The organism is Asticcacaulis sp. P2_B1 (genome assembly GCF_056404915.1).
In genome coordinates this window covers 1-21,982 of record NZ_JBFUDD010000011.1, presented here as the reverse complement: position 1 = coordinate 21,982, position 21,982 = coordinate 1, and the positions used below count along the sequence as shown (strand labels likewise).

Here is a 21,982-nt window from a genome sequence, read left to right as displayed (position 1 = left end):
GCGGTTCGGCTGCCTGGATCAATTATCAAGGCACTGAAAAATCTGCGTAATCTGCGCAACCTGCGGACAATCTTCCCTTAAAACGCCCGCCACACGGCTTCAATGTCGCGCCTTGCGCATTCGTAAATCCTAATCTATGAATACGGTATACGATTTATAAGGATAAATTCCATGAAAACGTGGTTGCCGCGTCTCCTCGTCTCCGCCCTGATGGCCTCGACAGCCATGGCGTCGGCCGCCGTGGCAGCACCGCCGACCGGCGCCTGGGTGTTCGACGAAACGCCCGACATGCCGGGCTTTACGCGCATCGTCGTCAGCGAGCAGAACGGTCAATATAGCGGCACGGTGACCTCGCACTGGTACGGCGACCTGCCGTTGAAGGACATCTATATCGACGGCGACAAGCTGAGTTTCCACCTGTTCAACGGCAATATGCGCGTGCCGGAATATCCCATCACCCTGACCAAGGACGGTGATCGCATCCGCATGAAGGGCCAGGTATGGGATGCCATCTTCGATTTACCGGCGCATTCGGGCAGCGACGCGGAGGTCAAGGCGCTCGATTTCCCGACCTTCCCCCTGCCCGCTCCCCGCACGGTCAAGGCGATGGTTCCGGGCGCCACGCCACCCATGGGCTGGAGTTCATGGAACAAGTTCGCCACCGATATCGACGACAAGACGGTACGCCAGATAGCCGACAGCCTGGTCAGTTCCGGGCTGCGCGACGCCGGCTACGTCTATGTCAATATCGACGACGGCTGGCAGGGGCAACGCGATAAGGACGGCGTTCTGCAACCCAATGAGAAATTTCCCGACATGAAGGCCCTGGCTGACTATGTCCACAGCCGAGGGCTGAAACTCGGCATCTATACATCGCCGGGGCCGAAGTCGTGCGCCGGCTATGAAGGCTCCTACGGCCATGTCGAGCAGGACGCCAGAACCTATGCCGCGTGGGGCATCGATTATCTCAAATACGACCTGTGTTCAGGCGAGGCCTTTTATCACACGCCGGAAACCGTTCGGGCCGTCTATCAGCAGATGGGGGAAGCCATTGTCGCCGCCGGCCGGCCGATCATGTACAGTCTGTGCGAATATGGCCGCTTCGATGTCGGGTCCTGGGGCCGCGATGTCGGCGGCAGTCTGTGGCGCACGACCGGCGATATCGAAGACAAGTACGCGACCATGGCGACCATCGGCTTCGACAAAAACGGCGTGCCTAACCATACCGGTCCGGGCGGGTGGAACGATCCCGATATGCTGGAAATCGGCAACGGCGGGATGAGCTTCGACGAATACAAGACCCATATGAGCCTGTGGTCGCTGATGGCGGCGCCGCTGATGCTGGGCAATGATGTGCGCACCATGACGCCCGAAACGCTGAGCCTGCTGACCAATCGCGAGGTCCTGGCCATCGATCAGGACAAGGCTGGCGCCCAGGGCTTGCCGGCCAAGAAAGACGGCACGACGGAGATCTGGACGAAGAAACTGGCCGATGGTTCAACAGCGGTCGGGGTGTTCAACCGTGGTGAGACCGATGCCAATGTCGCCGTGACGTGGAGCGAGCTGGGTCTGAAGCCGGCGAAGATCCGCGATGTGTGGAACCATGCCGATCTCAAGGCGGACAAGGGTTACGCCCTGGCCGTACCGAAACACGGTGTTGTCTTGCTAAAGGTCACGCCCGCCAAGTCATAGCACGTGGGCGCCGCCGGGTTCGCTGTCATTGACGCCGCCCGCCCACGACTTGACGAAGAAGGACAGGGCGAACAGGACCACGCCGAAGACGATCACGGCTATGCCGATAGAGTTGAACACCGACAACGAGCGCGCCAGGGCCTGGGACGGATCGGCGACCTGACCGCCAATGGTCAGTGAGCCGATGCTTTGGGTAATCAGCCCGCCGAGATATTGCGCCCAGGCCGTGCCGGTGAACCACAGGGCCATCATGGTCGAAACCGTCAGGGCCGGCGACAGCTTGGTTTGCTGCGACAGGCCGACCGGCGACACGGTCATCTCGCCGATCGTCGTGAACATATAGTTGAGCACCAGGAAAATCAGCGGCAACTGGAATAAGGCGTTGTGCAACGGCGCCGCCCACACCAGGATGAGGAATCCCAGGCCGGTGACGACGATGCCGAAAGCGAACTTTTTGACCGGATCGGGATCGGCATTGCGTTTGCCGAGATAGGTGAACAGGGCGGCGAAGATCGGCGCGAAGATCAGGATGAAGCCGGTATTGATGGTCTGGGTCTGGGCGGCGGTCAGGCCGACATCGATCCATAGGGTATGCGCCGGCATGGTGATCGCCGCCAGCTGCGACCGCGTCGCCAGGACGACATCCTGGCCCAGTATGTTCAGCCACACCGGTGCCTTGACCAGGTCGAGATCGACATTGCGGTCGGCAAACAAACTGAGCGCCGAGCCGGCCAGTTCTTCCAGGGTGAAGAAGACGATCGAGGCGAAACTGAGCAACAGGGCGAGGCCGATGCGGAAGTTCTGTGCCCGGTTGAAGCGGCGGATCATGGTGACGACGACATAGCCCAGCATAAGGATGGACAGGCCGAGCAGGACGAAAAAGACGATAGAATTGCGCTGGACCAGGGCATAGACGACGCCGACACCGGCTATCGCCAGCAGGTAGATCATCATGTCGCGCGGCAGGACGCCGGCGATTTTGGTTTTCAGCTTGACGGGATCGGGCGCCTCACCCCTGCCCTGCAGCCACGACTTGCCGAGCAGGAAGCCGATGAGACCGGCCGCCATACCAAGGCCTGCGGCGCCGAAACCTGCCCACCAACCGACGGTTTCGCCGAGATAGCCGCAGATGACCGCGGCCCAGAACGAGCCGAGATTGATACCGAAATAGTAGAGCTGGAACCCGGCGTCGCGGCGCGGGTCGCGATCGCCGTAGAGCTGGCCGACGATCGTCGAGACATTAGGCTTGAGGAAGCCGACGCCCATGATGATCAGCGAGATCGACAGGTAGAAGGCGCTTTCGGCCCACGGCGTGGCGACGACGCGATTGAGAGTGTAATCGGCCTTGGCCAGGGTGGCCGGCAGGGGCGCCGACGCCGGCAAGCCGTCGATGACGAGGTTGTCCTGCCCGTCGGCATGCCAGGCATAGAGGCCGTCCCCGACCTTCAGGCGCGGCGATTCTGTGCCCTGGCGGACGAAGTCGTAGGTCTGGCTGTGATAGGTCAGGCTCTGTTCGACAGGCTTGCCTTCCAGCACCATGCCGCAATGGCCGGCGACCAGCAGGACGGCGCCGAAGATGATGGCGCGGCGCGTGCCGATCCAGCGGTCGGCGATCAGACCGCCGACCAGGGGGATCAGGTAGATCAAGGTCATGTAGGAGGCATATTGCTGGCTGGCGTGACTGTCGCTGAACAGGAAATGCTTGGTCAGGTAATAGATCAGCAGGCCGCGCATACCGTAGAAAGAAAAGCGCTCCCACATCTCGATGAAGAAGCAGACGAACAGGCCTTTCGGATGCTGGCGCATCTGCAGGAAGACAGGCACCGCCGTGCACACAGTAACGACCAGGCCGGCAATAAAGATCAGGTTCAGCATGGCAGCCTTTGTTCGCTTTGGTTGGCGCGCAATCTATCCAAAAAGTGGGAGGCACTTTTTGGAATGCGCTCATGGAGCCGGCGGCGTTTCGCCGAGCAGGTTTTCGGTGAAGTAGTCGAAATGCTTGCGCCAGAAATAAGGCGTATAGGTATCATGCGTCCGATTGGGCATAATGACCAGCTCATGCGGCTTGTTGGCGTCGATCAGGGCCTTGTCAAGGCGCAGGGTCGCGGCGATCGGCACGTTGTCGTCGATATCACCATGCATCAGCATCAGCTTGCCCTTGAGATTGCCGGCGACTGAGGCGTTGGAGTTGCGCTCCCATGTGGCATCGTCGGCCAGGCCCATCGATACCTCCGGCCACCACGCCTTGTCGAGGCGCAGATCCTGATTGCCTGACGACGCGATGCCGACCTTATAGAAGTCAGGACGACGCAGGACGAAGCGCGCCGTGTCGTAACCGCCAGCGGAATGGCCGTAGACACCGACGCGGTCGAGATCGAAATAGGGATATTTCGCCTTTATCGCCTTTAGCACCCAGATATGGTCGTCGATCCCGACCTCGCCCATGTTCTGGAAGGCCGGCAGACGGAAGGCCTGGCCCCGCTGCGAGGTGCCGCGGCCGTCGATGGTGACGACGATGGCGCCGATCTGGGCCATGGCGTTGATCGAACCGGACAGGCTCTGGCGATAGTCCGACGCGTCGATATGGGTCGTCGGGCCCGTATAGACATATTCGATGACAGGATAGGTGCGCGTCGGGTCGAAATTCTTCGGGCGATAGATGACGCCATAGAGCGTGACCTGGCCGTCTTCGGATTGCGTCTGGAACTGTTCCGGAGGCGTGAAGCCACTGGCCAACAGGGCCGACGGATCGGCGTGACCGAGCTCGGCGATGATGTGGCCGTCGGCGCCGGCGCGCAGCACGGTGCGGGCCGGAGTCGTCGGACTTGACATGACGTCGATAAAGGTCGCGCCGTTGTCGGAGACCGTGACATTGTGATCGAGCGGTTCGGGCGTCAGATTGCGAATGGCACCATCAAGGCCGACGCGGTAGAGGCCGTTGTAATAAGGATTGACGCCGACTTCGCGGCCGTTGCCGTCGACCAGGACAAAACCCTTATCGTCGACATGTTCGATCTGGCTGACTTCCCAGGCACCGGTTGTCAGAGCCTGGCCGCCGGACGGGTCGGTACCCTTGGCGACATAGTAGAGCTGGGCCCAGCCGCTGCGTTCGGAGATGACGAGATCGCCCTTGAGTTCCGGCGCCGGGCGGATGTCAGTCGAGGTGACGGTGACGACCGGCTTGACCGCTTCGTGGACGCGGATGGTGGCGGTATTGGTGGCCGGATCGATGTCGTATTCGTCGACTTCACCGTAGCCGCGCTTGGTCCATTGGTAGAGGACGTGGCTGCCGTCCCAGCTGAGGTCGGGATCGCCGGGCCACAACAGGGAGAGCGATGGCACGGCCAGTTCCTCGATGGCCGGATGGCCGTCTTTCAGGGTTTTGGCTGCGTCGATGACGATGGGCACGGCCTGGGGCACGAACTCGGCGCCGGCCGTCGGATAGACATAGGCGAACGACCGCGGGAACTGGCTGTGCGGCGGATTGGGCTGGACGCCGTGCCAAATATAGCTGCCGTTCCGGTCCATGCGATAGGTCAGGATCTGCTTGGAATCGGGCGACCACTGGACGCTGACCGGCATGTCGGGCGTTTCGCTGTTGGCGGCGACCATATCGGCGAACAGGGGATAGTTCATGCCATAGCGATGATCGTAATCGCCATCGGCGGTCAAGTCGGTTCTCTCACCCGTGACGGTGTCGATCACGGTCAGGTTATAGCCGGTGTGGACGACCCGGTACTTGCCGTCGGGCGACAAGACGCCTTCGGACGGCTTGGCCTCGTCGGGGACGGCTTTCACCGCGCGTGTTTTGATGTTGTAATTGTAAGCGTCGCCGCCGGCGGTGAATTTCAGGATACCGGTTGCCAGATCAAAATCGGCCGGCATGACAGCGGCGACGGGCGGTTGCCTGGTCGCGGCGGCGACCAGTCGGATGAGATCGGCATCCCTGGCCAGGTCACGGGTCTTGCCGGTCTCGGCATCCGCCAGAGCGATAGCACCCTGGCCCTTGGCGCCGTGGTGGTAGAGGACGGCCGTACCGTTGGCGACGAAGCGCGCCCGCAGGTCGAGATCGACGACTTTGTCGGCGATACCGCCGTTCACATAGGCATTGGCAGTGGCGTAGCGATCGGCGATCGACGGCGCAGGCGCTGGCGCGGCCATGGCGTGGCTGGTCAGGAGTGACAGGTTGACAACACTGGTCAGGAGAAGGGCTTTAAAGCGCACGGCAAGCTCGTTTCGAAAGGAGAGAAAATGTGTCAGTGGGGACGCAGGGGGTTTGCCCGCCATGAACAGCCTGCGTGGGTAAGAAAATCACGGTGCATCCGGCAGTGACACGGTGACGACGATTTCGCCGCTATTGTCGGCGTAGATGTCGTCATTAATGCCGAATTGCAGGAGCTCGGCCCCTTCGGGCACGGTAATGGTCATTTCGGTGCCGATCGGAAACGGCGACTTGACCATCTTGCCATGACTGTCGGCGAAGACGGCAACCAGCTCGTTGAGATGGGTGGGGTAGAAGGCATGGTTCATGAACATGCTGGGGAACGGCATGCCTGAGCCGCCGACATGATCATCCGTAATGAAATCGGACTGACCGTTGGGATCGAAACTGCCGCCACCGGCGACGGTCGTCGTCGAGCCGGTCGCCGTCATATGCAGCAACATGCCGGGCTTGACGGCGATGCTGGCGGCCGCCGTGCCGTCGTTCTTTCCAAAGGGCAGGTCCTTGTTTTTCTTGAGGCTCCATGGCATGGCGGTCGCCGCCACCTTGACCGTGACATCGGCCGCCCGGGCCGGTTGCCACAGGAGGGTCAGGGCGCTCACCGCCGTCATGATCGCAAGTTTCGAAATCCGCAAAAGTCCCTCCCGAGCCAAGGCCGTTCCGTGCCACTATCCACATAAAATGTCATATCGTCAAATATTTTATACAGTATACGAAGAACTTGACTTGGTATCGGCCACAGGCATAACTGGGATCAAATTCGCCGTGGCATCTGCTGTTATGCCTATAAAATCTGTGAGATAGTGACGCCATGAACCCGGGTGGAATACGCGATATTGTCATTGTCGGCGGCGGCACGGCCGGATGGATGACGGCCGCTGCGCTCTCCAAGGTCATGGGTACAAGCCGCTATACGATCACCTTGATCGAGTCCGACGAGATCGGCACGGTCGGCGTCGGCGAAGCGACGATTCCGACGATCCAGACCTTTAACAAGATGCTGGCCCTCGACGAGAACCAGTTCATGAAAGAGACCAACGCCACTTTCAAACTTGGCATTCGTTTTCACAACTGGTCGGCGCCGGGCAGCGACTATTTCCACCCGTTCGGTATCTACGGCATCGATATGAACGGGCTGAACTTCACCCAATACTGGCTGCGCTTTGCTCAAAACGGCGGGTCGAAGGATTTCGGCCTGTTCAACACGCAATCCATGGCCGCGCGCCTCAATCGCTTCGCCCGCATGGAGGAGATCAATCCGCAGGCGCCCGTTCTTAACTACGCCTTCCATTTCGATGCTGCTCTCTATGCCCGTTTCCTGCGCCGTCTCGCCGAATCCCATGGCGCGGTACGCAAGGAGGGTCGCGTCGTCTCGCTCGAACAGCATGGCGATAGCGGAGATATCGCCTCGGTCACCCTGGTCGATGGCACACGCGTGAGCGGAGACCTGTTCATCGATTGCTCCGGCTTCCGCGGCCTGCTTATCGAGGAAACTCTAAAAACCGGCTATACCGACTGGAGCCACTGGCTGCCGTGTAATCGCGCCGTCGCCGTACCGTGCGACAAGGTCGGCCCCGCCACGCCCTATACCAGCTCGACCGCTCGCGAAGCCGGCTGGCAATGGCGGATACCTCTCCAACACCGCACGGGCAACGGCTATATCTTCTCGGACGGCTTCATGTCCGAAAATGAAGCGGGGGAACTTTTGCTCAGCCGACTGGATGGCAAGCCCCAGGCCGATCCGCGTGTATTGAAATTCGTCACAGGCCACCGCAAGGTGCAATGGAACAAGAATGTCATTGCTGTCGGCCTGGCGAGCGGTTTCCTGGAGCCGCTGGAATCGACGTCGATTCATTTGGCCCAAGAGGCCATCATGACGCTGATCCGATATTTCCCGCGTTCCCGGATCGGCGCGACCCAACGCGACAGTTTCAATCGCGACATGCTGGCGGCCTATGACAACGTCAAGGATTTCCTCATCGCGCACTACAAGGTGACGACGCGCGAAGATACGCCCTTCTGGTCCTATTGCCGTCATATGGACATTCCCGATAGCCTGGCCTTCCGCATGGAAAGCTTCGCCGAGCATAACCAATCCCTGGTCAAGTCCGAGGAGCTGTTCAAGGAGGCCAGTTGGTTCGCCGTCCTCGCCGGTCAGGGTATGATGCCGAAATCGTATCACCCCATGGCCGACCTGATGCCTGAAGACGAATTCCGCTGGCGCATGCAGCGTGTCCGCGAAGGCACAGCCACCATGGCGAACAGCCTGCCGCAGCATGAGGCCTATATCGCGCGTGTTTGCGCCTCCCCAGCCTTGGTCAACACCTAAGCTGTCGACAAGGTAAGCTGAGGCAAAGGTCGGCCAGACTTTCTTCGTCGTCTGCTCAACGAAAAAAAGCCCGCCGGTTTCCCGGCGGGCTTTCATGTGGTCACGCGTCCGGCTTAGTAGCGGAAGCGGGCGCTCAGCTGTATCGTCCGCGCTGCAACGCGAACGCCGGCCGGGATCAGGTTATTCGCACCGTAATGGGTGTGCGAATTGTCGTTGGTCAGGTTCGTGCCTTCCAGCGAAAGCGTCAGGTGCGGTGTCGGCGTGTAGTTGAAAGCCGCGTCCAGTCGCGAGGTCGGCTCGAAATAGGTACTGTAACCGATCTGCGAGTAACCATCGAGGCCCGCACGCCAGGTGTCGCGGTAATTGTAGGCGATACGAGCGCTGAATTTCGTCCCTTCGTAATACAGCGTCAGGTTATAGGTCTTCTTCGAGTTATTCGGCGCGTCGAACAGGCCCGGGATGGTGTCGAGTTCCTCCTGAGTGATCGGTGCACCATTGTACATCGAATAGTAGATCTTCGCCTTGGTGTTATAGGTGAAGTTCGCCTGGGCACCGAAATTATTCCATGGCGCCGGCAGGAAGTCGAAGAAGCCCTGGGCATTCAGTTCGATACCCTGGAATTCGCCGCCATCGGCATTGATCGGACGGCTAATATTATAGGTGATACCATCAAAGACTTGCGGCGTCGTACCATAGATGATGAAGCCGTCCGGCTTTTTCAGATAGGTGGCTGCCGAAATAACACCGCCGCGTCCGAAATAATATTCGAGCGAGGCATCATAACTCGTCTCCTTGTTCGGGCGCAGATCCGGGTTACCGCCCCAACCGCATTTACAGCCATTGGTATCGTAGAACACGAATGAACTGGCATCGATGAAGTTCGGACGCTGGATATTGACACCATAGGCCAGGTGCATCTGCAGCTTTGACGTAAAGTGCACGATAGCGCTGGCATTGGGCATGACGTCGTCACCGCCGCCCGGTGTCGTAACCGGAACCTGTTCCAATTGCCCCGTCGAAGACACACGTTGATTGGTCGTCGTACTTTGCCCCCAAGTGTGAACCGAACGCACACCGACGGTGCCGTCAACCGGATAATCCCATGCCTTGAAGGCGTAGTTCAACTGGGCGTAAATCGCGGCGGTATTTTCATCGGACGTAAAGCTGCCCTGGAACTTTTCGGTATCGACGACTTCCTTGTCCCAATCGCCGGATCCGCCGTTATAGCTGCGGTTCGTTAGGAGATACTGGCGGACAGCATCGTAGTTCCCCAGCAGACTGTTGCGCGAAATACGGTACCAGCTCGGCTGATCCGAACCGCCAACATCGCTTTGGATCAACTCAGGCGTCAAACCTCCGGCAAACACTGCCAGATCGACGGGCGTGTTGAAGCCGGCATAGCGGTACCCGTAGGCGCGGTCCACATCGCGGTTGGTGTGACGGACACCCAACTGAATGGATCGGAAAAACTTGTCGTCGCTAAGGCGATGGGTCATGTCGATAGCCCACGCTGTTTCCGTACTATACTCAAAGGCTTTACCGTCTTCGAATTCCTTGACGCCGTAGTCGTTCACGTCGCTGGGGTCGGCGCCGAGATAGGTGACGAAAGGTCCGCCGCCCGGAACCTTGGGTGACTTCAGATCAATCGTGAAGCCCGTGAGGCCCTTCAAACGCAGGGTCTGGGTAATCCACTGATTGTCGAAGGTGTTCTTGTCGCGATAAACGCTGGCCGTGACCGTGGTGCGGTCGTTATGCCAATGGGTTTCGAAATTGACACGGGTGTTGGTTGATCTGTTGAAGTCGTCACGCGAGGTGGGGCCGACCGGGAGAATGTCGCCATCGGCAGTATTCGGGTCCGTTACCGTCATCGAAGTAATGGTGTTGCCGTCCGGGCCAAAGACGACATTCGACAGGACGCCGGGGCTATCCTTGATACGGGTGTTGAGGGCGCTGTAGGCGCGATTTTCCGTCGCGGAGAAGGATGAGGCTTCGAGGACGAAATCAAGGTTGTCGTTGACACGCCATTGATAGGAAGCATTCAGGGCCGGGCGGCGAACCTTACCGCTTTCAACACCATACTGGGCGCGATAGATGGAAATATCCGTTGCCTGATGCGGCACGGAATCCCATTGCGTGCCGCAGCACCAAAAATGCGCCGGCGTCTCGCTCTGGACGTATTCTTCGTTATAGTTTGTTTCCTGATAGGACAGGTTGAGCAGGAAGCCCATTTCCCCGACCGGCGTATCGAAACGCTTGGCAATCAGGGCGCTGGCATACGGACTTTCAGTATCACCGATGCTTCCGTAAACGTTGCGTATGCTGCCCGCGAACGTCCAGCCCTTCTTCAGATCCAAAGGACGACGCAGCTCAACGTTCACCGTACCACCGATACCGCCTTCGACCTGGTCGGCCGTACGGGTCTTGTAGACCTGAACGGATTTCAACAGTTCGGCCGGAATGTCATTCAGCGACGCCGTACGGCCCGCGCCGGAGGCATTGGGGGCGCCGTTCAGGGTCGTCTGGATATCGCCCTGTCCGCGGATCATCAGGCTTTCGCCTTCGCCGCGTGCGCGGGTAATCTGAACGCCGGTGACGTGGGCCAGGGCCTCGACGACATTGTTATCCGGCAGCTTGCCGACGTCTTCGGCATCGACGGAATCGACGATTTGCTTCGACTTGCGCTTGCGGTCGGCGGCCGTCTTGATACTGCCACGGATACCTTTGACGATGACGACCGCCTCAACGCCGTCGGGCGGCGGGGCGGCCGCAGTGTCCGTTGGTGCCGCCTGTGTGGCGGCTTCCTGGGCCAGGGCTGGCGAGCACATGATGACGGCCGCAAGGCCCGTCGCGGCGAATAACCAACGTTTCGACGATGTCGTCTTCATTTTTAGTCCCCTTGATTATGGCATTTTATGGTGAGCTTAGGTCTGCATCGAAAAAGGGGCGTCGTCAAAATATTTTATACGATATACGACGTTTTCACGGCGTTTTTATTAATAGGACAAATACGCGTGTCATAAATGCAACGTTTTTCGCCTGCATTTTTCAATCGTCATCGGATTTTGCCCCAGGTCGGCGATGGCGCCGTCACAATGATTGGTAAATCTGTTGTATTGCAAGGAGATGAGACTGTATAACAACGTCATGCCACGCCAAATTGTTGCTGCATTGCAGCGAACTTCATCGAGAATTTACGACCGCACAGTCGAACAATTCGCATAAAATAGCGGAAATTTTGACGTTTTTGTCGGACATGTTTCTTGCAAAACGTGCGTATATCGTATACTAAAATAATGCCAAGCGGAGATAAACGTCATGCCTATACCGTATACGAACCGCCGCGGGCTGCTGGCCGGCGCCGCTACTGCGACGGTTTTTACACTTATCAGCCGCAATGCTGAGGCCGCCGAGGCGACTGCCATCGCGCCTTTGCCGTTGACGCAGGTGCGACTCTTGCCCTCGCCTTACAAGACGGCGGTCGATGTCAATGAGCGCTACCTCCTGACGCTCGATCCGGATCGCTTCCTGCATAATTTCCGTAGCGGCGCCGGTCTCAAGCCCAAGGCCGAGGCCTATGGTGGCTGGGAGCAGGATACGATCGCCGGTCACAGCCTGGGGCACTATCTCTCCGCCATTGCGCTGATGTACGCCCAGACCGACAATCCGGTGCTGAAGGATCGCGCAGCCTATGTCATCGATGAATTGGCTCTGATCCAGGGGATGCAAGGCGATGGTTATGTCGCCGGTTTCCTGCGACGGCGCAAGGATGGCACGGTTGTCGACGGCAAGGAGATCTTCCCCGAAATCATGGCCGGCGATATCAGTTCGGCCGGCTTCGACCTCAACGGCTGCTGGGTCCCGCTCTATAACTGGCACAAGCTTTATAGTGGCTTGTTCGACGTCCAGACCTGGTGCGGCCATGACAAGGCCATTGCGGTCGGCGTGGCGCTGGGTGGCTATATCGACAAGGTGTTCGCAGCGCTTAATGACGATCAGGTTCAGCAGGTGCTGGATTGCGAGCACGGCGGCATCAATGACAGTTTCGCCGAGCTCTATAGCCGCACCCATGATGCACGGTGGTTGCGCCTGAGCGAGCGCCTTTATCACAAGAAGGTCCTCGATCCGCTGACGGCCAGGCAGGACATCCTGGCCAACCACCACTCCAACACCAATATCCCGAAGATCCTGGGTCTGGCGCGGCTTTACGAGGTCAGCGGCAAGGAAGATTACCGCACGGCGTCCTCCTTCTTCTGGCAGCGCGTGACGGGGCACCATAGCTTCGTCATCGGCGGCAATGGCGACCGCGAATATTTCTTCGAGCCAGACACCATCTCGAAGCACATCACCGAGGCGACGTGCGAGCATTGCGCCACCTATAACATGATGAAACTGACCCGGCAGCTCTATGCCTGGGCGCCGGATGCCAGCTATTTCGACTATTATGAGCGCGCCCATCTCAACCATGTCATGGCGCAGCAGAACCCGAAGACCGGCATGTTCAGCTATATGACGCCCCTGTTCACCGGGGCGGCGCGCGAATTTTCCGATCCGGTCGACAATTGGACTTGCTGCCATGGCACCGGCATGGAGAGCCACGCCAAGCACGCCGACTCGATCTTCTGGACCGCCGGCGATAAGCTGTTCGTCAATCTCTATATCCCGGCGACCGCCAATTGGACCGATAAGGGCGCCAAGGTTCGGCTCGACACCGGCTATCCCTATGATGGAGATGTAAAGCTGTCCGTGACCGGTCTGCGGCGGCCGACGCGGTTGACGGTAGCCCTGCGGGTGCCGGGTTGGGCGAAAACGGCGACGGTTACGGTCAACGGCAAATCGGTCGTGACCACAAGTGGCCAGGGCTATTTGATGATCGATCGCGTCTGGCAGGTCGGCGATGTCGTCGCCTTATCCCTGCCATTGGATTTGCGCATGGAGGCGACCAGCGACAATCCGGGCCTCGTCGCCGTTTTGCGCGGCCCGATGGTCATGGCGGCAGATCTCGGTCCGTCGGACAAGCCGTGGGCGGGCGCCGATCCGGCCCTGGTGGGCAGCGATATCCTGGGCGGCTTCAAGCCGGTCGCGGCCGAGAAGGCCGTCTACCGCACCGAAGGCGTCGGGCGGCCGGGCGCGCTCGATATCGTACCGTTTTATGGCCAGTATGAACGACGCAGCGCCGTCTATTTCAACCGTTTCAGCGATGCCGACTGGCAGGTGCAGGAGGCCGCCTTCACGGCCGAACAGGCGCGGCAACGCGATTTGGCGGCGCGTTCGGTCGACGTCATGTATCTTGGGGAAATGCAGGCCGAACGCGACCACGATCTGCAATCGGACGTGTCGTGGCCCGGCACCTATCGCGGGCGCAACGGCCGCGACGCTCGCCAGGGCGGTTATATGTCCTTCATCATGAAAGTATCGCGTGATAGCAAGCCGGCCGGACCGCTGGAATTGCAGGCGACCTACTGGGGTGATGACCGTTGYGGCTTCGATATCCTGATCGACGGTCAGAAACTGACCTCGGTCGTCCACGAAAAGGCGCCGCATCCCGGTCAGTTCTTCGACGAGACCTATCCTGTGCCGGAGAGCTTCACCACCGGCAAGAGCCAGGTCCTGATCAAGCTGCAGCCCCAGGAGAACCGCTCTACCGGCATGATCTTCGGCCTGCGCCTGTTCACCGCCGGCCCCGCTTCCCTTAACGCTTCCCCGACCATCTGAGAGACTTCATGCGACATCGCCTGCTAAAATCCTGCGCGTTCCTGGCCCTGCTTCCTGCCGTCATGGGCCTGACCGGCTGCGGGGGCGGTGGTGGTTCCGCCAATGCCGCCACGCCTCCGGTGACACCGCCCGTGACGCCGCCGGCCGCGGCCTGTGTCGCCGGCACATGGTCGGTCGTCTCGGCCGATCCGGCGACCGAGCAGCCTGTCCAGTACGAGACCGCCCACTTCGCCTTCCGCTGGAAGGCCGGCGACGTCACGATGGCGGACGCCATCGACGGCGGCAAGGCGTTGGAGGTGATCTGGGCGACCTATATGGGCCGGATCGGGTTTACCGAACCGTTCTGCGACACGGCCGCCAAGCACAAGGCCAATGTCAATCTCGACCCGAGTTTTGGATTAACGGGTGGGCCGACGGGCGAGCGCGATATGGGCATGTGGATCGGGCCCTTGGCGTTGAAGGACCATTGGGGCCTGGCGCACGAATTCGACCACGCCTTGCAGGGCTCGACGCGCGGCTTGCGCGACTCGATCTATAGCGGCTGGATGTGGGAAAGCCACGCCAACTGGATGGCGCATCAGACGGACGAGTATCACAAGACCGAGGTCCACTGCTCGGAAATGCTGGTCAATTATCCGCACCTCTATTACGGCTCGACGCGCGACCGGTACTGCAATTGGCAGTTCTTCGAATTCCTCAAGGACAGCTTCGGTTACAAGGCGGTCAACGACATCTGGACCAAGTCGCTGAAGCCCGATCAGCCGGGCTATACCGACGAGGATCCGTTCACCGTCCTGGCGCGCAATCAGGGCTGGAGCATCGACCAGCTCAACGACGTCTTCGGCGATTGGGCGCTCAGCAATGTCAATTGGGACTATATCGATCCGGACGGCCATGACGAAGGTGCGTTGTACCGCGCCAAGTACGGTTCGATGGATTCGCGCGACGGCGATCGGGCTTTGCGGGTGACCGCTCTGGATCCGGTGGACCTTGCCAGGCATCGCTTTGCCGTGCCCGAAGCCTGGGCGCCGCAGCGTTGGGGCTATAATATCGTGCAGCTGATCCCCGATGCCGGCGCCACCAAGATCGACGTCAAGTTCCGCGGTGTCGTGCAAACGGCTTCGGCCGTGGCCTCCCTGCCCGGTCTGGAGAACGAGCCGGCCAGTATCGGCGCGCCGCATTCCGACTGGCGGTGGGGCGTGGTGGCCATCGGCGCCGACGGCCAGTCGCGGCTCAGCCCGATCGTCGGTGGGGCTGACGGCGAGATGGTCTTCCCGCTGAAGGCCGGCGACAAGGCGGTCTATATGGTGGTGGTCGGTGCGCCTTCCGCCATGCAGAAAATCCAATGGGATCAAGCCTATTACAGCATTTACCGCTATCCGTGGATGGTGGAGCTGGACGGCGCCATGCCCCAGAGTTTCGAGGCCGGCGCAACCGATCCAGCAGGCGGTCATCGCCACAGCAATGGCGGCGGTTGGGTGTCGAACAGCGCCCATGTCGACGCCAGCGCTTATGTCGGACCCTATGCCCGCGTCCTGGGCGGTACGGTCACCGGCCATGCGCGCATCGAGGACCACGCCATCGTCACCGGCGGCACGGTCCAGGATGACGCCGTGGTCGGGGCGCTCAGCGTCATTTCGGACGGTGTGACGGTCAAGGATCACGGCGTCGTCAAGACCATCTTCAAGGGCATCGGCGCGTTCGAACCGGGCACGGTCATCGGCGGTACGGCCCAGGTGCTGGGCGATGTCGAGATGCGCGGCGGGCCGACCCTGACCAAGGGGGTCTATTACGGCTTTGTCGATCAGTCGAGCATGACCGATCCTGCCAAGGGCGGCGATTTGACCGCGCCGGTCCCCGAGGTCACCGCCAAGCCCGATTACACGTGGAATTAAAACTCCGAGGAGATTTCGCCATGACGATCCAGAGCAAGTTCGACAATGCCGATGCACCAGAGCCCGAACTGCGCCTGGTGCACAGTGGGGCCGCACGGGACCTGGGCATGGCGATCGTCTCCGGGAAGTACCTGCCGGGCGAGAAGCTGCCGACGGAGATGGAGGCGTCCGAGCGCCTGCATATTTCGCGGTCGGCCTATCGCGAGGCGACGCGGATGTTGATGGCCAAGGGCTTGCTGGTCAGCCGGCGCAAGGCCGGAACCGTGGTCAGCCCGCGGTCGTCGTGGAACCTGATGGATCCGGATATTCTGGCGTGGTTTTTCGAGTCGGCGCCGAGCGAAAGCTTTATCAACGACCTGTTCGAACTGCGGATGGTGGTGGAGCCGGCGGCGGCGGCTATGGCGGCGCGGCGGCGGACGCCGGGTCAGTTGGCCGGGATGGAGCTGTCTTTGGTCACCATGCGGTCGGCGACTTTGGCGACCGAGGAAGGCCGGGCGGCCGACCGGCATTTCCACGATCTGATCCTGTCGGCCACGCACAATGAGGCGCTGATTTCGCTGTCGAGCGGGATCGGGGCGGCGATCCGCTGGACGACCCTGTTCAAGCAACGCGACCGGGCCTTGCCGCGAGATCCGATCCCCGACCACGTGCGGTTATTGGATGCCATCCGGGTGCAGGATCCGGAAGCGGCGCGGAGTGCAGCGACGACCTTGTTGTTACTGGCTTTGGAAGATACCCACGCGTCCATGACATAGGTATTAGTTAACCTTACAGCCTTTGCTGTCGCCGGTGGCGAGGGTGACGGGTTGGGCGGTGGGGGCCAGGGCTTCCCATTCCTGGACGCCGACGCCGGCATAGGTGCCGTCCGCCGTCGAAGCGTCGAAGACGGCACGCAGGCAGGTGGTGCTGACCGGGGCGAAGCTGACCTCGTTGAATTGGCCGCTTTCAGTGGGGTAGGTGCCGGCGATCGCCTGCCATTTGCCGGCGTTGAGATATTCCAGATGCCAGGCCTTGGGGACGGCGACGCCGACGCCGGAGCCGGCCGGTTGGTCGTTGAAGAAATAGATGCGCGCGCCGTTGAGGGTGACCGGCGCATCCCAGCTATATTGAATCCACGGTTTGGGCGGATTGTTGCCGTTCCACGTGCCCCACATGTCGGGCGGCAGGGGTGATTCCTCGACAATGCCGTCGTTCAGCGCCTTGATCCAGTATTGGACGGGGATCGGCTGGTTCGAGGCCTGGCTGTGGGCGGCGGGAGCGATGTTGCGTTGCGGTGGCAAGGCGGTGGCCGCGGCCGGGGTCGGGGTGACTTCGATCATTCGGGCGGGCGTGACGCTGTCGTCCCACTTGACCTCGTCGATGGCGACGCTGCGGCGGAAATGGCCGCCGTCTTTGGCGCCGGCGGTGTGGTAGGCGATGTACCACTTGCCCTTGAACTGGACAAAGCCCGGGTGCGAGGTGGTCGAGGAGACGACGGGCAGGACGACGCCCTGATAGGTCCACGGGCCCATGGGCGACGGCGCCGTGCCGTAGGCGATACAGGCGTGGTAGACGGCCGGGGTGCAGTTGTCCTTTGGGTCAGTCGAGTTGCCGGCATAGGCGAGATAATAGGTGCCGTTGCGCTTGAACAGCCAGGAGGCTTCGAAAAAGCCTTTCAGGCCGTGGACCTCGACTTCCGCGGTTTTCGGCGTGACCATGTCGCTGTTGAGTTCCAGCGCGCGCATCTGGCCGAACGTGCCCCAATAGAGATAGACGCGGCCGTCATCATCGACGAAGGGGGTTGGGTCGATGTTCTGGATATCGTTGGGCGACGGTGTCGATTGCGAGACGATGGGGCCGGCCGGGTGGGCGTCGACCCAAGGGCCGAGGGGGCTGTCGGCGACGGCGACACCGACGCCGAAGCAATCCGGCTTGCCGCAACTGGCTTCCAGGACCGGGGCATAGAGGTAGAAGCGCTTGTCCAAGCCCTGGATGATCTGGCCGGCATAGGCGCGGGCGGGCTCGGCCCAGGCAAAGACCTTTTCCGGCGCCAGCAGGTGGGGATAGAGTTTCCAGTCGCCCGACGCCACGTCATTGGTCGCCAGCAATTGCCACTCGTTCATGATGAAGTCGTTGACGCCCTTGGGGGCTTCGTCGCGGCCGGTCATGATATAGAGGGTGTCGCCGACGACGATGGGCGCCGGGTCGGTGGAATAGAAGCTGCCGTCGGAGACGATGGGATTGTGGTCGGCGTGGATGGTGATGGGTTGGGGCGGGGTCGCCGGATAAGGCGGCAGGGCCGGTTTGGCAGTTGGGGCCTGGGTGGCTTTAGCCTGGGTCAGGTCGGCGAACTCGGTCACAGGGGTGACGGTGACGGCAATCTCGCCGGTATTGTCGCTGTAGATGTCGTCATTGATGCCGAAGACCAGGCTTACGGCGCGGTCGGGGACGATGCCGTGATAGCCGGCGCCGATCGGGAAGGGTTCGGCGACCAGGCGGCCGGTGGCGTCGACAAAGGCGCCGATCAGTTCGTTGAGCTGGGTCGGATAGTCGACGGGGTCGATATATTTGCTGGGGAACCAGGCGCCGGAATTGCCGGGCTTGTCGTCAGTAATGAAGTCGGTTTGGCCTTCCGGACCGAAGGTACCGCCGTCGGCGACCGTGGTGGTCGATCCTTGCGCCAGGATTTGCAACTTTTGGCCGACGGTGACGGAGGTGGCGGCCGGCGGAGTGCCGTCGCCCTTGCCGTAGGTGAAGTGCGGATTGGCCGTCAAGTCCCATGGCATGGCGGTGGCAGGTACCTTAACAGTCGCCGCCACGCCGGTATCTGTTTGAGCATAAGCCTGGCCGGCCGTGAGGGCCAGGACGGAAACCGCCGCAAACAAGGTAAGGCGCATGGGCGGCATAAGGCTCTCCTGAAGTCCGATTATTGTGTAATATTTTATACGATATACAATTCTTGAAGGCAATTCGCGAATTGAGGATCGCAGGATTTATCTTGAAGATTGGCGGACATTTCCGGTCGGCGTGAAATATGTCAGCATGAGACGGTAGGGGGTCTGCATAGGGAAGTCGGAAGCTACTTCATTTACTGGCGTCATTTCGGGTCATCGTGAACCGTGTCAGCATGGGTCGGCCCCGTACAGTCATAATATTTTTTGGGCGACAGCCCGGTCAGTAGCTGCATACGCCAGGAAATGCGCTGCTTGGCGCGGGCGAGATGGACCGGGTTGGGGACCCAATAGGGTTGACCATCGGCGGTTTCGCGTTCGGTGAGGTCACCGGCGTCGTCATCGGCGATCTCCAGGCAGTCGTCGAGGAGGTTGTGGACCTGGGTTTGACGAGCCAGGGTATATTGGCGGCGAAAGCCAGCATCCTGGTCCAGCCAGCGGTAGAGGGTGCGAACGTTCGGCATGCCGTCTTCGGACTCGGCGATGGAATCCAGGCTGCGACAGGAGGTTTGGAGGATTTCGCAAATGCGGTTGCCGATAGCCGGGCAATAGCCCGCTGGCGGCCGGGTTTTGCGGATACGGCTTTGACGCCTTTCGGAGCGCTTTTTGAATTGTTCGGGCATGGCTGTTTCCTGAGGGTGAGAAGCGTGGGGATTTCAGGATGCCATGTCAAGAGGAAAGCTACGAAATATAAACTTATTTACTATTTTTCGGAACGATGATGCCTGGCCAACGATGTTTGCGGGCGAAATCGGTGAAAATGCGGTCGATTCCGGGCCTGTTTTGACGCCGCAGCGGTGGTTTGCGGCTATTATTGGGGCATATCTGCACGTTTCGCGCAGGATTTGCACAGTTAAAACGGACCGGATCACGCGCCGTTCGCCTCTGGTGGGGGGGGAAAGTGCCGCGCTCGACAGACTTATCGGCCATGGGTGCGGGATTCCACCCATTTCCACCCATTTATCCGACCCGGTTTGTGTGTTTTTGCCCGATATATGGCTCAATCCGACAGGTTATGGGCGCCGGCCGCGGACGCCGTAACCGTGTCTCATTAGGATTCCCACCCCGGTTGCCTACTGAAAACTTATCGCGCCGGAGATATGCTGACGGCCTCTTCCTCGAAAAACGCGAGGCTATCATGGCAGTACGGCCCTATTGGAGCGGCACCATTCGCGTGTCGCTGGTCTCCCTCTCGGTGGAGATGTTCACGGCGATCGATGCGAAGGGCAAGATCGCCTTTCACCAGATTTACAAACCGACCGGCGAGCGGGTGCGGCAAAAGCTGGTCGCCGGTGATGTCGAGGTCGACCGCGACGATATCGTCAAGGGCTATGAGGTCGAGAAGGGCGAATATGTCCTGTTCGAGCCGGACGAGATCAAGGACCTCAAAATCCCATCCAGCAAGGCCATGGAGTTGGTGCGCTTCGTGCCCTATGACGCCGTGGACGCGGTCTATTTCGACACCCCCTATTACCTGGCGCCGTCCGGCAAGGGCGATCTGGCGACGTTCAGCGTCATCCGCGACGCCATGCGCGATGCCAAGGTCATGGGCCTGGGGCAGATCGTCATTTCGGGCAGTGAGCGGTTATGCGCCGTCAAGCCGTGCGGGCCGGGCCTGTTGCTGGAGACCCTGCATTATGCCGATGAGATCAAGAAAAGCGGCTTTGTCTTCGGCGATATCAAGGACACCAAGGTTGACGCCGACGAAAAGGATTTGGCCACCCAATTGATCAAGCGCAAGATCGGGGCGTTCGCGCCGGAGGAGTTCCACGACCGCTATACCGATGCATTGAAGGAACTGGTTGACTCAAGGATAGAGAAGCGCGAGCCGGTTATCCCGACGGAACGGCCGACGGCCAAGGTGGTCAATCTGATGGATGCGTTGCGGGCCAGCCTCCGCGACGGCGGGCCGGCGCCAGCCGCCAACGATGGCGCAGAACCCGTTGCAGCGGACAAAGGGAAACCCGCGAAGACGAAGGCGGTGACTCGCCGCAAGGCTGGTTAGCCCGCTGCGCAGAAGGGCTTTAGGTCGCCTCGCAGCCAGGCTTATCGCTCCAGCCAGCGGTTTCAGGGCTTATCGAGCCGTGGCGGGGGCGACGAAGCCGAACGGAACGCGCGTGGAATTGAGTTTAACGCCATGGCTGAATGATCTAAGATAGGCAAAATTGCCGCTTGCGCCAGGCGACGGGCGGCAGAACAGGGAAATTTGTCATGAGCGGCGCGAACGACGTCCTGACCGGTACCGATGGCCCGGATCATCTTATCGGCCTGGGTGGCGATGACACGTTGAACGGGCTGGCGGGCGACGACCTGCTGGAAGGCGGCGACGGCGACGATACGCTCAATGGCAATGAGGACAACGACACGCTGGACGGCGGCGTCGGCAACAACAAGCTCTATGGCGGCACGGGCAACGATACCCTGACCGTATCGGGTAGCGGCGCCAATACCTTGGCGGGCGACGACGGCAACGACACGATCACCGGCAGCGACGGCATCGATACGATTACCGGCGGGCTGGGTGACGATACCTTGAACGGCGGGCTGGGTGACGACGTCATCAACAGCGGCGGCGGCAATGATGTGGTGTGGGGCGGCGACGGCAAGGACAGGCTAACCGGCTACGACACCGCGGTCCTGCACGGCGGGGCGGGCGACGACACGATCGGGTCAAGCGGAGGGACCTATACGGCCGTCACGGTGTGGGGCGATGACGGCAACGACGTCATCGACATGTCCAGTGGCGGCACGGCCCATGGCGGCACTGGCAATGACAGCTTCAAAGGTTCCCACGCGCAGTTCTATGGCGATGATGGTGACGACACTTTCACGATCCAGCTTGGCACCGCTTTCCAGATCGACGGCGGCGCGGGCATCGATACCGTCCTGTTCAATGAATATAGCGGCAGCACGGCGGGTATCACCGGCATCGAATATATCGGCGGATCGATGTACTATATCGATTCCAAAACTACACCCTATGTGCCGCACGCCATCCGCATCACCCTGGCCGACGAGACCTTCGCCGCCGGTACGACCGGGCAAATCTCCGAGGTGCGCTATCTCGACGGCTCGGCCGAGACGGACGCGCGTATCTTCGCATCGGCGTCCACCCATATCTACGACTATTGGTCGCTCGATCCTGTTGTGATGATCGGCGGGCACCTCGATGACGGCCTGTCCGGTTCGAAGTATCGCGACC

The 21,982-nt window shown here is 60.5% G+C and carries 13 protein-coding genes; 7 read left to right on the top strand and 6 right to left on the bottom strand.

Annotation, left to right across the window (positions count from 1 at the left end):
- Positions 1 to 171: 171 nt before the first annotated feature.
- On the top strand, positions 172 to 1,692 hold the full coding sequence (locus AC1DX3_RS18800) for a glycoside hydrolase family 27 protein (RefSeq protein ID WP_476990864.1): 1,521 nt from the start codon (positions 172 to 174) through the stop codon (positions 1,690 to 1,692).
- Here AC1DX3_RS18800 and AC1DX3_RS18795 read toward each other — a convergent pair.
- From AC1DX3_RS18795 to AC1DX3_RS18785, 3 genes are all read right to left on the bottom strand, one after another.
- Positions 1,687 to 3,567, bottom strand: coding sequence for a peptide MFS transporter (locus AC1DX3_RS18795; protein ID WP_476990863.1), 1,881 nt, complete (start codon positions 3,565 to 3,567; stop codon positions 1,687 to 1,689). The genes AC1DX3_RS18800 and AC1DX3_RS18795 overlap by 6 nt on opposite strands.
- A gap of 69 nt (positions 3,568 to 3,636) precedes the next feature.
- Positions 3,637 to 5,916: a S9 family peptidase gene (locus AC1DX3_RS18790; RefSeq protein WP_476990862.1), complete on the bottom strand. Its 2,280-nt coding sequence runs from the start codon at positions 5,914 to 5,916 to the stop codon at positions 3,637 to 3,639.
- Positions 5,917 to 6,003: 87 nt separating this feature from the next.
- Positions 6,004 to 6,549, bottom strand: a complete 546-nt coding sequence (locus AC1DX3_RS18785) for a hypothetical protein (protein ID WP_476990861.1) — start codon at positions 6,547 to 6,549, stop codon at positions 6,004 to 6,006.
- Between the two features lie 176 nt (positions 6,550 to 6,725).
- On the opposite strand from AC1DX3_RS18785, the gene AC1DX3_RS18780 reads away from it, so the two are divergent.
- Positions 6,726 to 8,243 carry a tryptophan halogenase family protein gene (locus AC1DX3_RS18780; RefSeq protein ID WP_476990860.1) on the top strand — a complete coding sequence of 506 codons (1,518 nt, stop codon included), beginning with the start codon at positions 6,726 to 6,728 and terminating at the stop codon, positions 8,241 to 8,243.
- 113 nt (positions 8,244 to 8,356) lie between these two features.
- On the opposite strand, the gene AC1DX3_RS18775 is transcribed toward AC1DX3_RS18780, so the two are convergent.
- Positions 8,357 to 11,128, bottom strand: coding sequence for a TonB-dependent receptor (locus tag AC1DX3_RS18775; protein ID WP_476990859.1), 2,772 nt, complete (start codon positions 11,126 to 11,128; stop codon positions 8,357 to 8,359).
- Positions 11,129 to 11,558: 430 nt separating this feature from the next.
- Here AC1DX3_RS18775 and AC1DX3_RS18770 point away from each other — a divergent pair, with 430 nt between their 5' ends.
- Genes AC1DX3_RS18770 through AC1DX3_RS18760 form a run of 3 tightly spaced genes read left to right on the top strand, consistent with a single transcriptional unit; the run spans position 11,559 to position 16,605 of the window.
- Positions 11,559 to 13,955, top strand: coding sequence for a beta-L-arabinofuranosidase domain-containing protein (locus tag AC1DX3_RS18770; RefSeq protein WP_476990858.1), 2,397 nt, complete (start codon positions 11,559 to 11,561; stop codon positions 13,953 to 13,955).
- A gap of 8 nt (positions 13,956 to 13,963) precedes the next feature.
- Complete coding sequence (locus tag AC1DX3_RS18765) at positions 13,964 to 15,850, top strand: Svx/AvrXca family virulence/avirulence protein (RefSeq protein ID WP_476990857.1); 1,887 nt, start codon at positions 13,964 to 13,966, stop codon at positions 15,848 to 15,850.
- Positions 15,851 to 15,870: 20 nt separating this feature from the next.
- Positions 15,871 to 16,605 (top strand): FadR/GntR family transcriptional regulator, encoded by a 735-nt coding sequence (locus AC1DX3_RS18760; RefSeq protein WP_476990856.1) that lies wholly within the window; start codon positions 15,871 to 15,873, stop codon positions 16,603 to 16,605.
- A gap of 3 nt (positions 16,606 to 16,608) precedes the next feature.
- Here the strand turns inward: AC1DX3_RS18760 and AC1DX3_RS18755 are convergent, their stop codons facing one another.
- Positions 16,609 to 18,726, bottom strand: coding sequence for a family 43 glycosylhydrolase (locus AC1DX3_RS18755; RefSeq protein ID WP_476990855.1), 2,118 nt, complete (start codon positions 18,724 to 18,726; stop codon positions 16,609 to 16,611).
- Positions 18,727 to 18,926: 200 nt separating this feature from the next.
- Complete coding sequence (locus AC1DX3_RS18750) at positions 18,927 to 19,403, bottom strand: terminase small subunit-like protein (RefSeq protein WP_476990854.1); 477 nt, start codon at positions 19,401 to 19,403, stop codon at positions 18,927 to 18,929.
- A gap of 515 nt (positions 19,404 to 19,918) precedes the next feature.
- Here AC1DX3_RS18750 and ku point away from each other — a divergent pair.
- Positions 19,919 to 20,785, top strand: coding sequence for a non-homologous end joining protein Ku (ku, locus tag AC1DX3_RS18745; protein WP_476990853.1), 867 nt, complete (start codon positions 19,919 to 19,921; stop codon positions 20,783 to 20,785).
- Between the two features lie 206 nt (positions 20,786 to 20,991).
- On the top strand, positions 20,992 to 21,982 hold a 991-nt coding region (locus AC1DX3_RS18740), incomplete at its 3' end, for a calcium-binding protein (RefSeq protein WP_476990852.1).

Excerpts from the sequence above, each read along its gene's own strand:
- AC1DX3_RS18750 (WP_476990854.1), bottom strand. The coding sequence starts at position 19,403 with ATGCCCGAACAATTCAAAAAGCGCTCCGAAAGGCGTCAAAGCCGTATC.
- AC1DX3_RS18775 (WP_476990859.1), bottom strand. The coding sequence starts at position 11,128 with ATGAAGACGACATCGTCGAAACGTTGGTTATTCGCCGCGACGGGCCTT.
- AC1DX3_RS18780 (WP_476990860.1), top strand. The coding sequence starts at position 6,726 with ATGAACCCGGGTGGAATACGCGATATTGTCATTGTCGGCGGCGGCACG.
- AC1DX3_RS18765 (WP_476990857.1), top strand. The coding sequence starts at position 13,964 with ATGCGACATCGCCTGCTAAAATCCTGCGCGTTCCTGGCCCTGCTTCCT.
- AC1DX3_RS18755 (WP_476990855.1), bottom strand. The coding sequence starts at position 18,726 with ATGCGCCTTACCTTGTTTGCGGCGGTTTCCGTCCTGGCCCTCACGGCC.
- ku (WP_476990853.1), top strand. The coding sequence starts at position 19,919 with ATGGCAGTACGGCCCTATTGGAGCGGCACCATTCGCGTGTCGCTGGTC.
- AC1DX3_RS18800 (WP_476990864.1), top strand. The coding sequence starts at position 172 with ATGAAAACGTGGTTGCCGCGTCTCCTCGTCTCCGCCCTGATGGCCTCG.
- AC1DX3_RS18760 (WP_476990856.1), top strand. The coding sequence starts at position 15,871 with ATGACGATCCAGAGCAAGTTCGACAATGCCGATGCACCAGAGCCCGAA.
- AC1DX3_RS18795 (WP_476990863.1), bottom strand. The coding sequence starts at position 3,567 with ATGCTGAACCTGATCTTTATTGCCGGCCTGGTCGTTACTGTGTGCACG.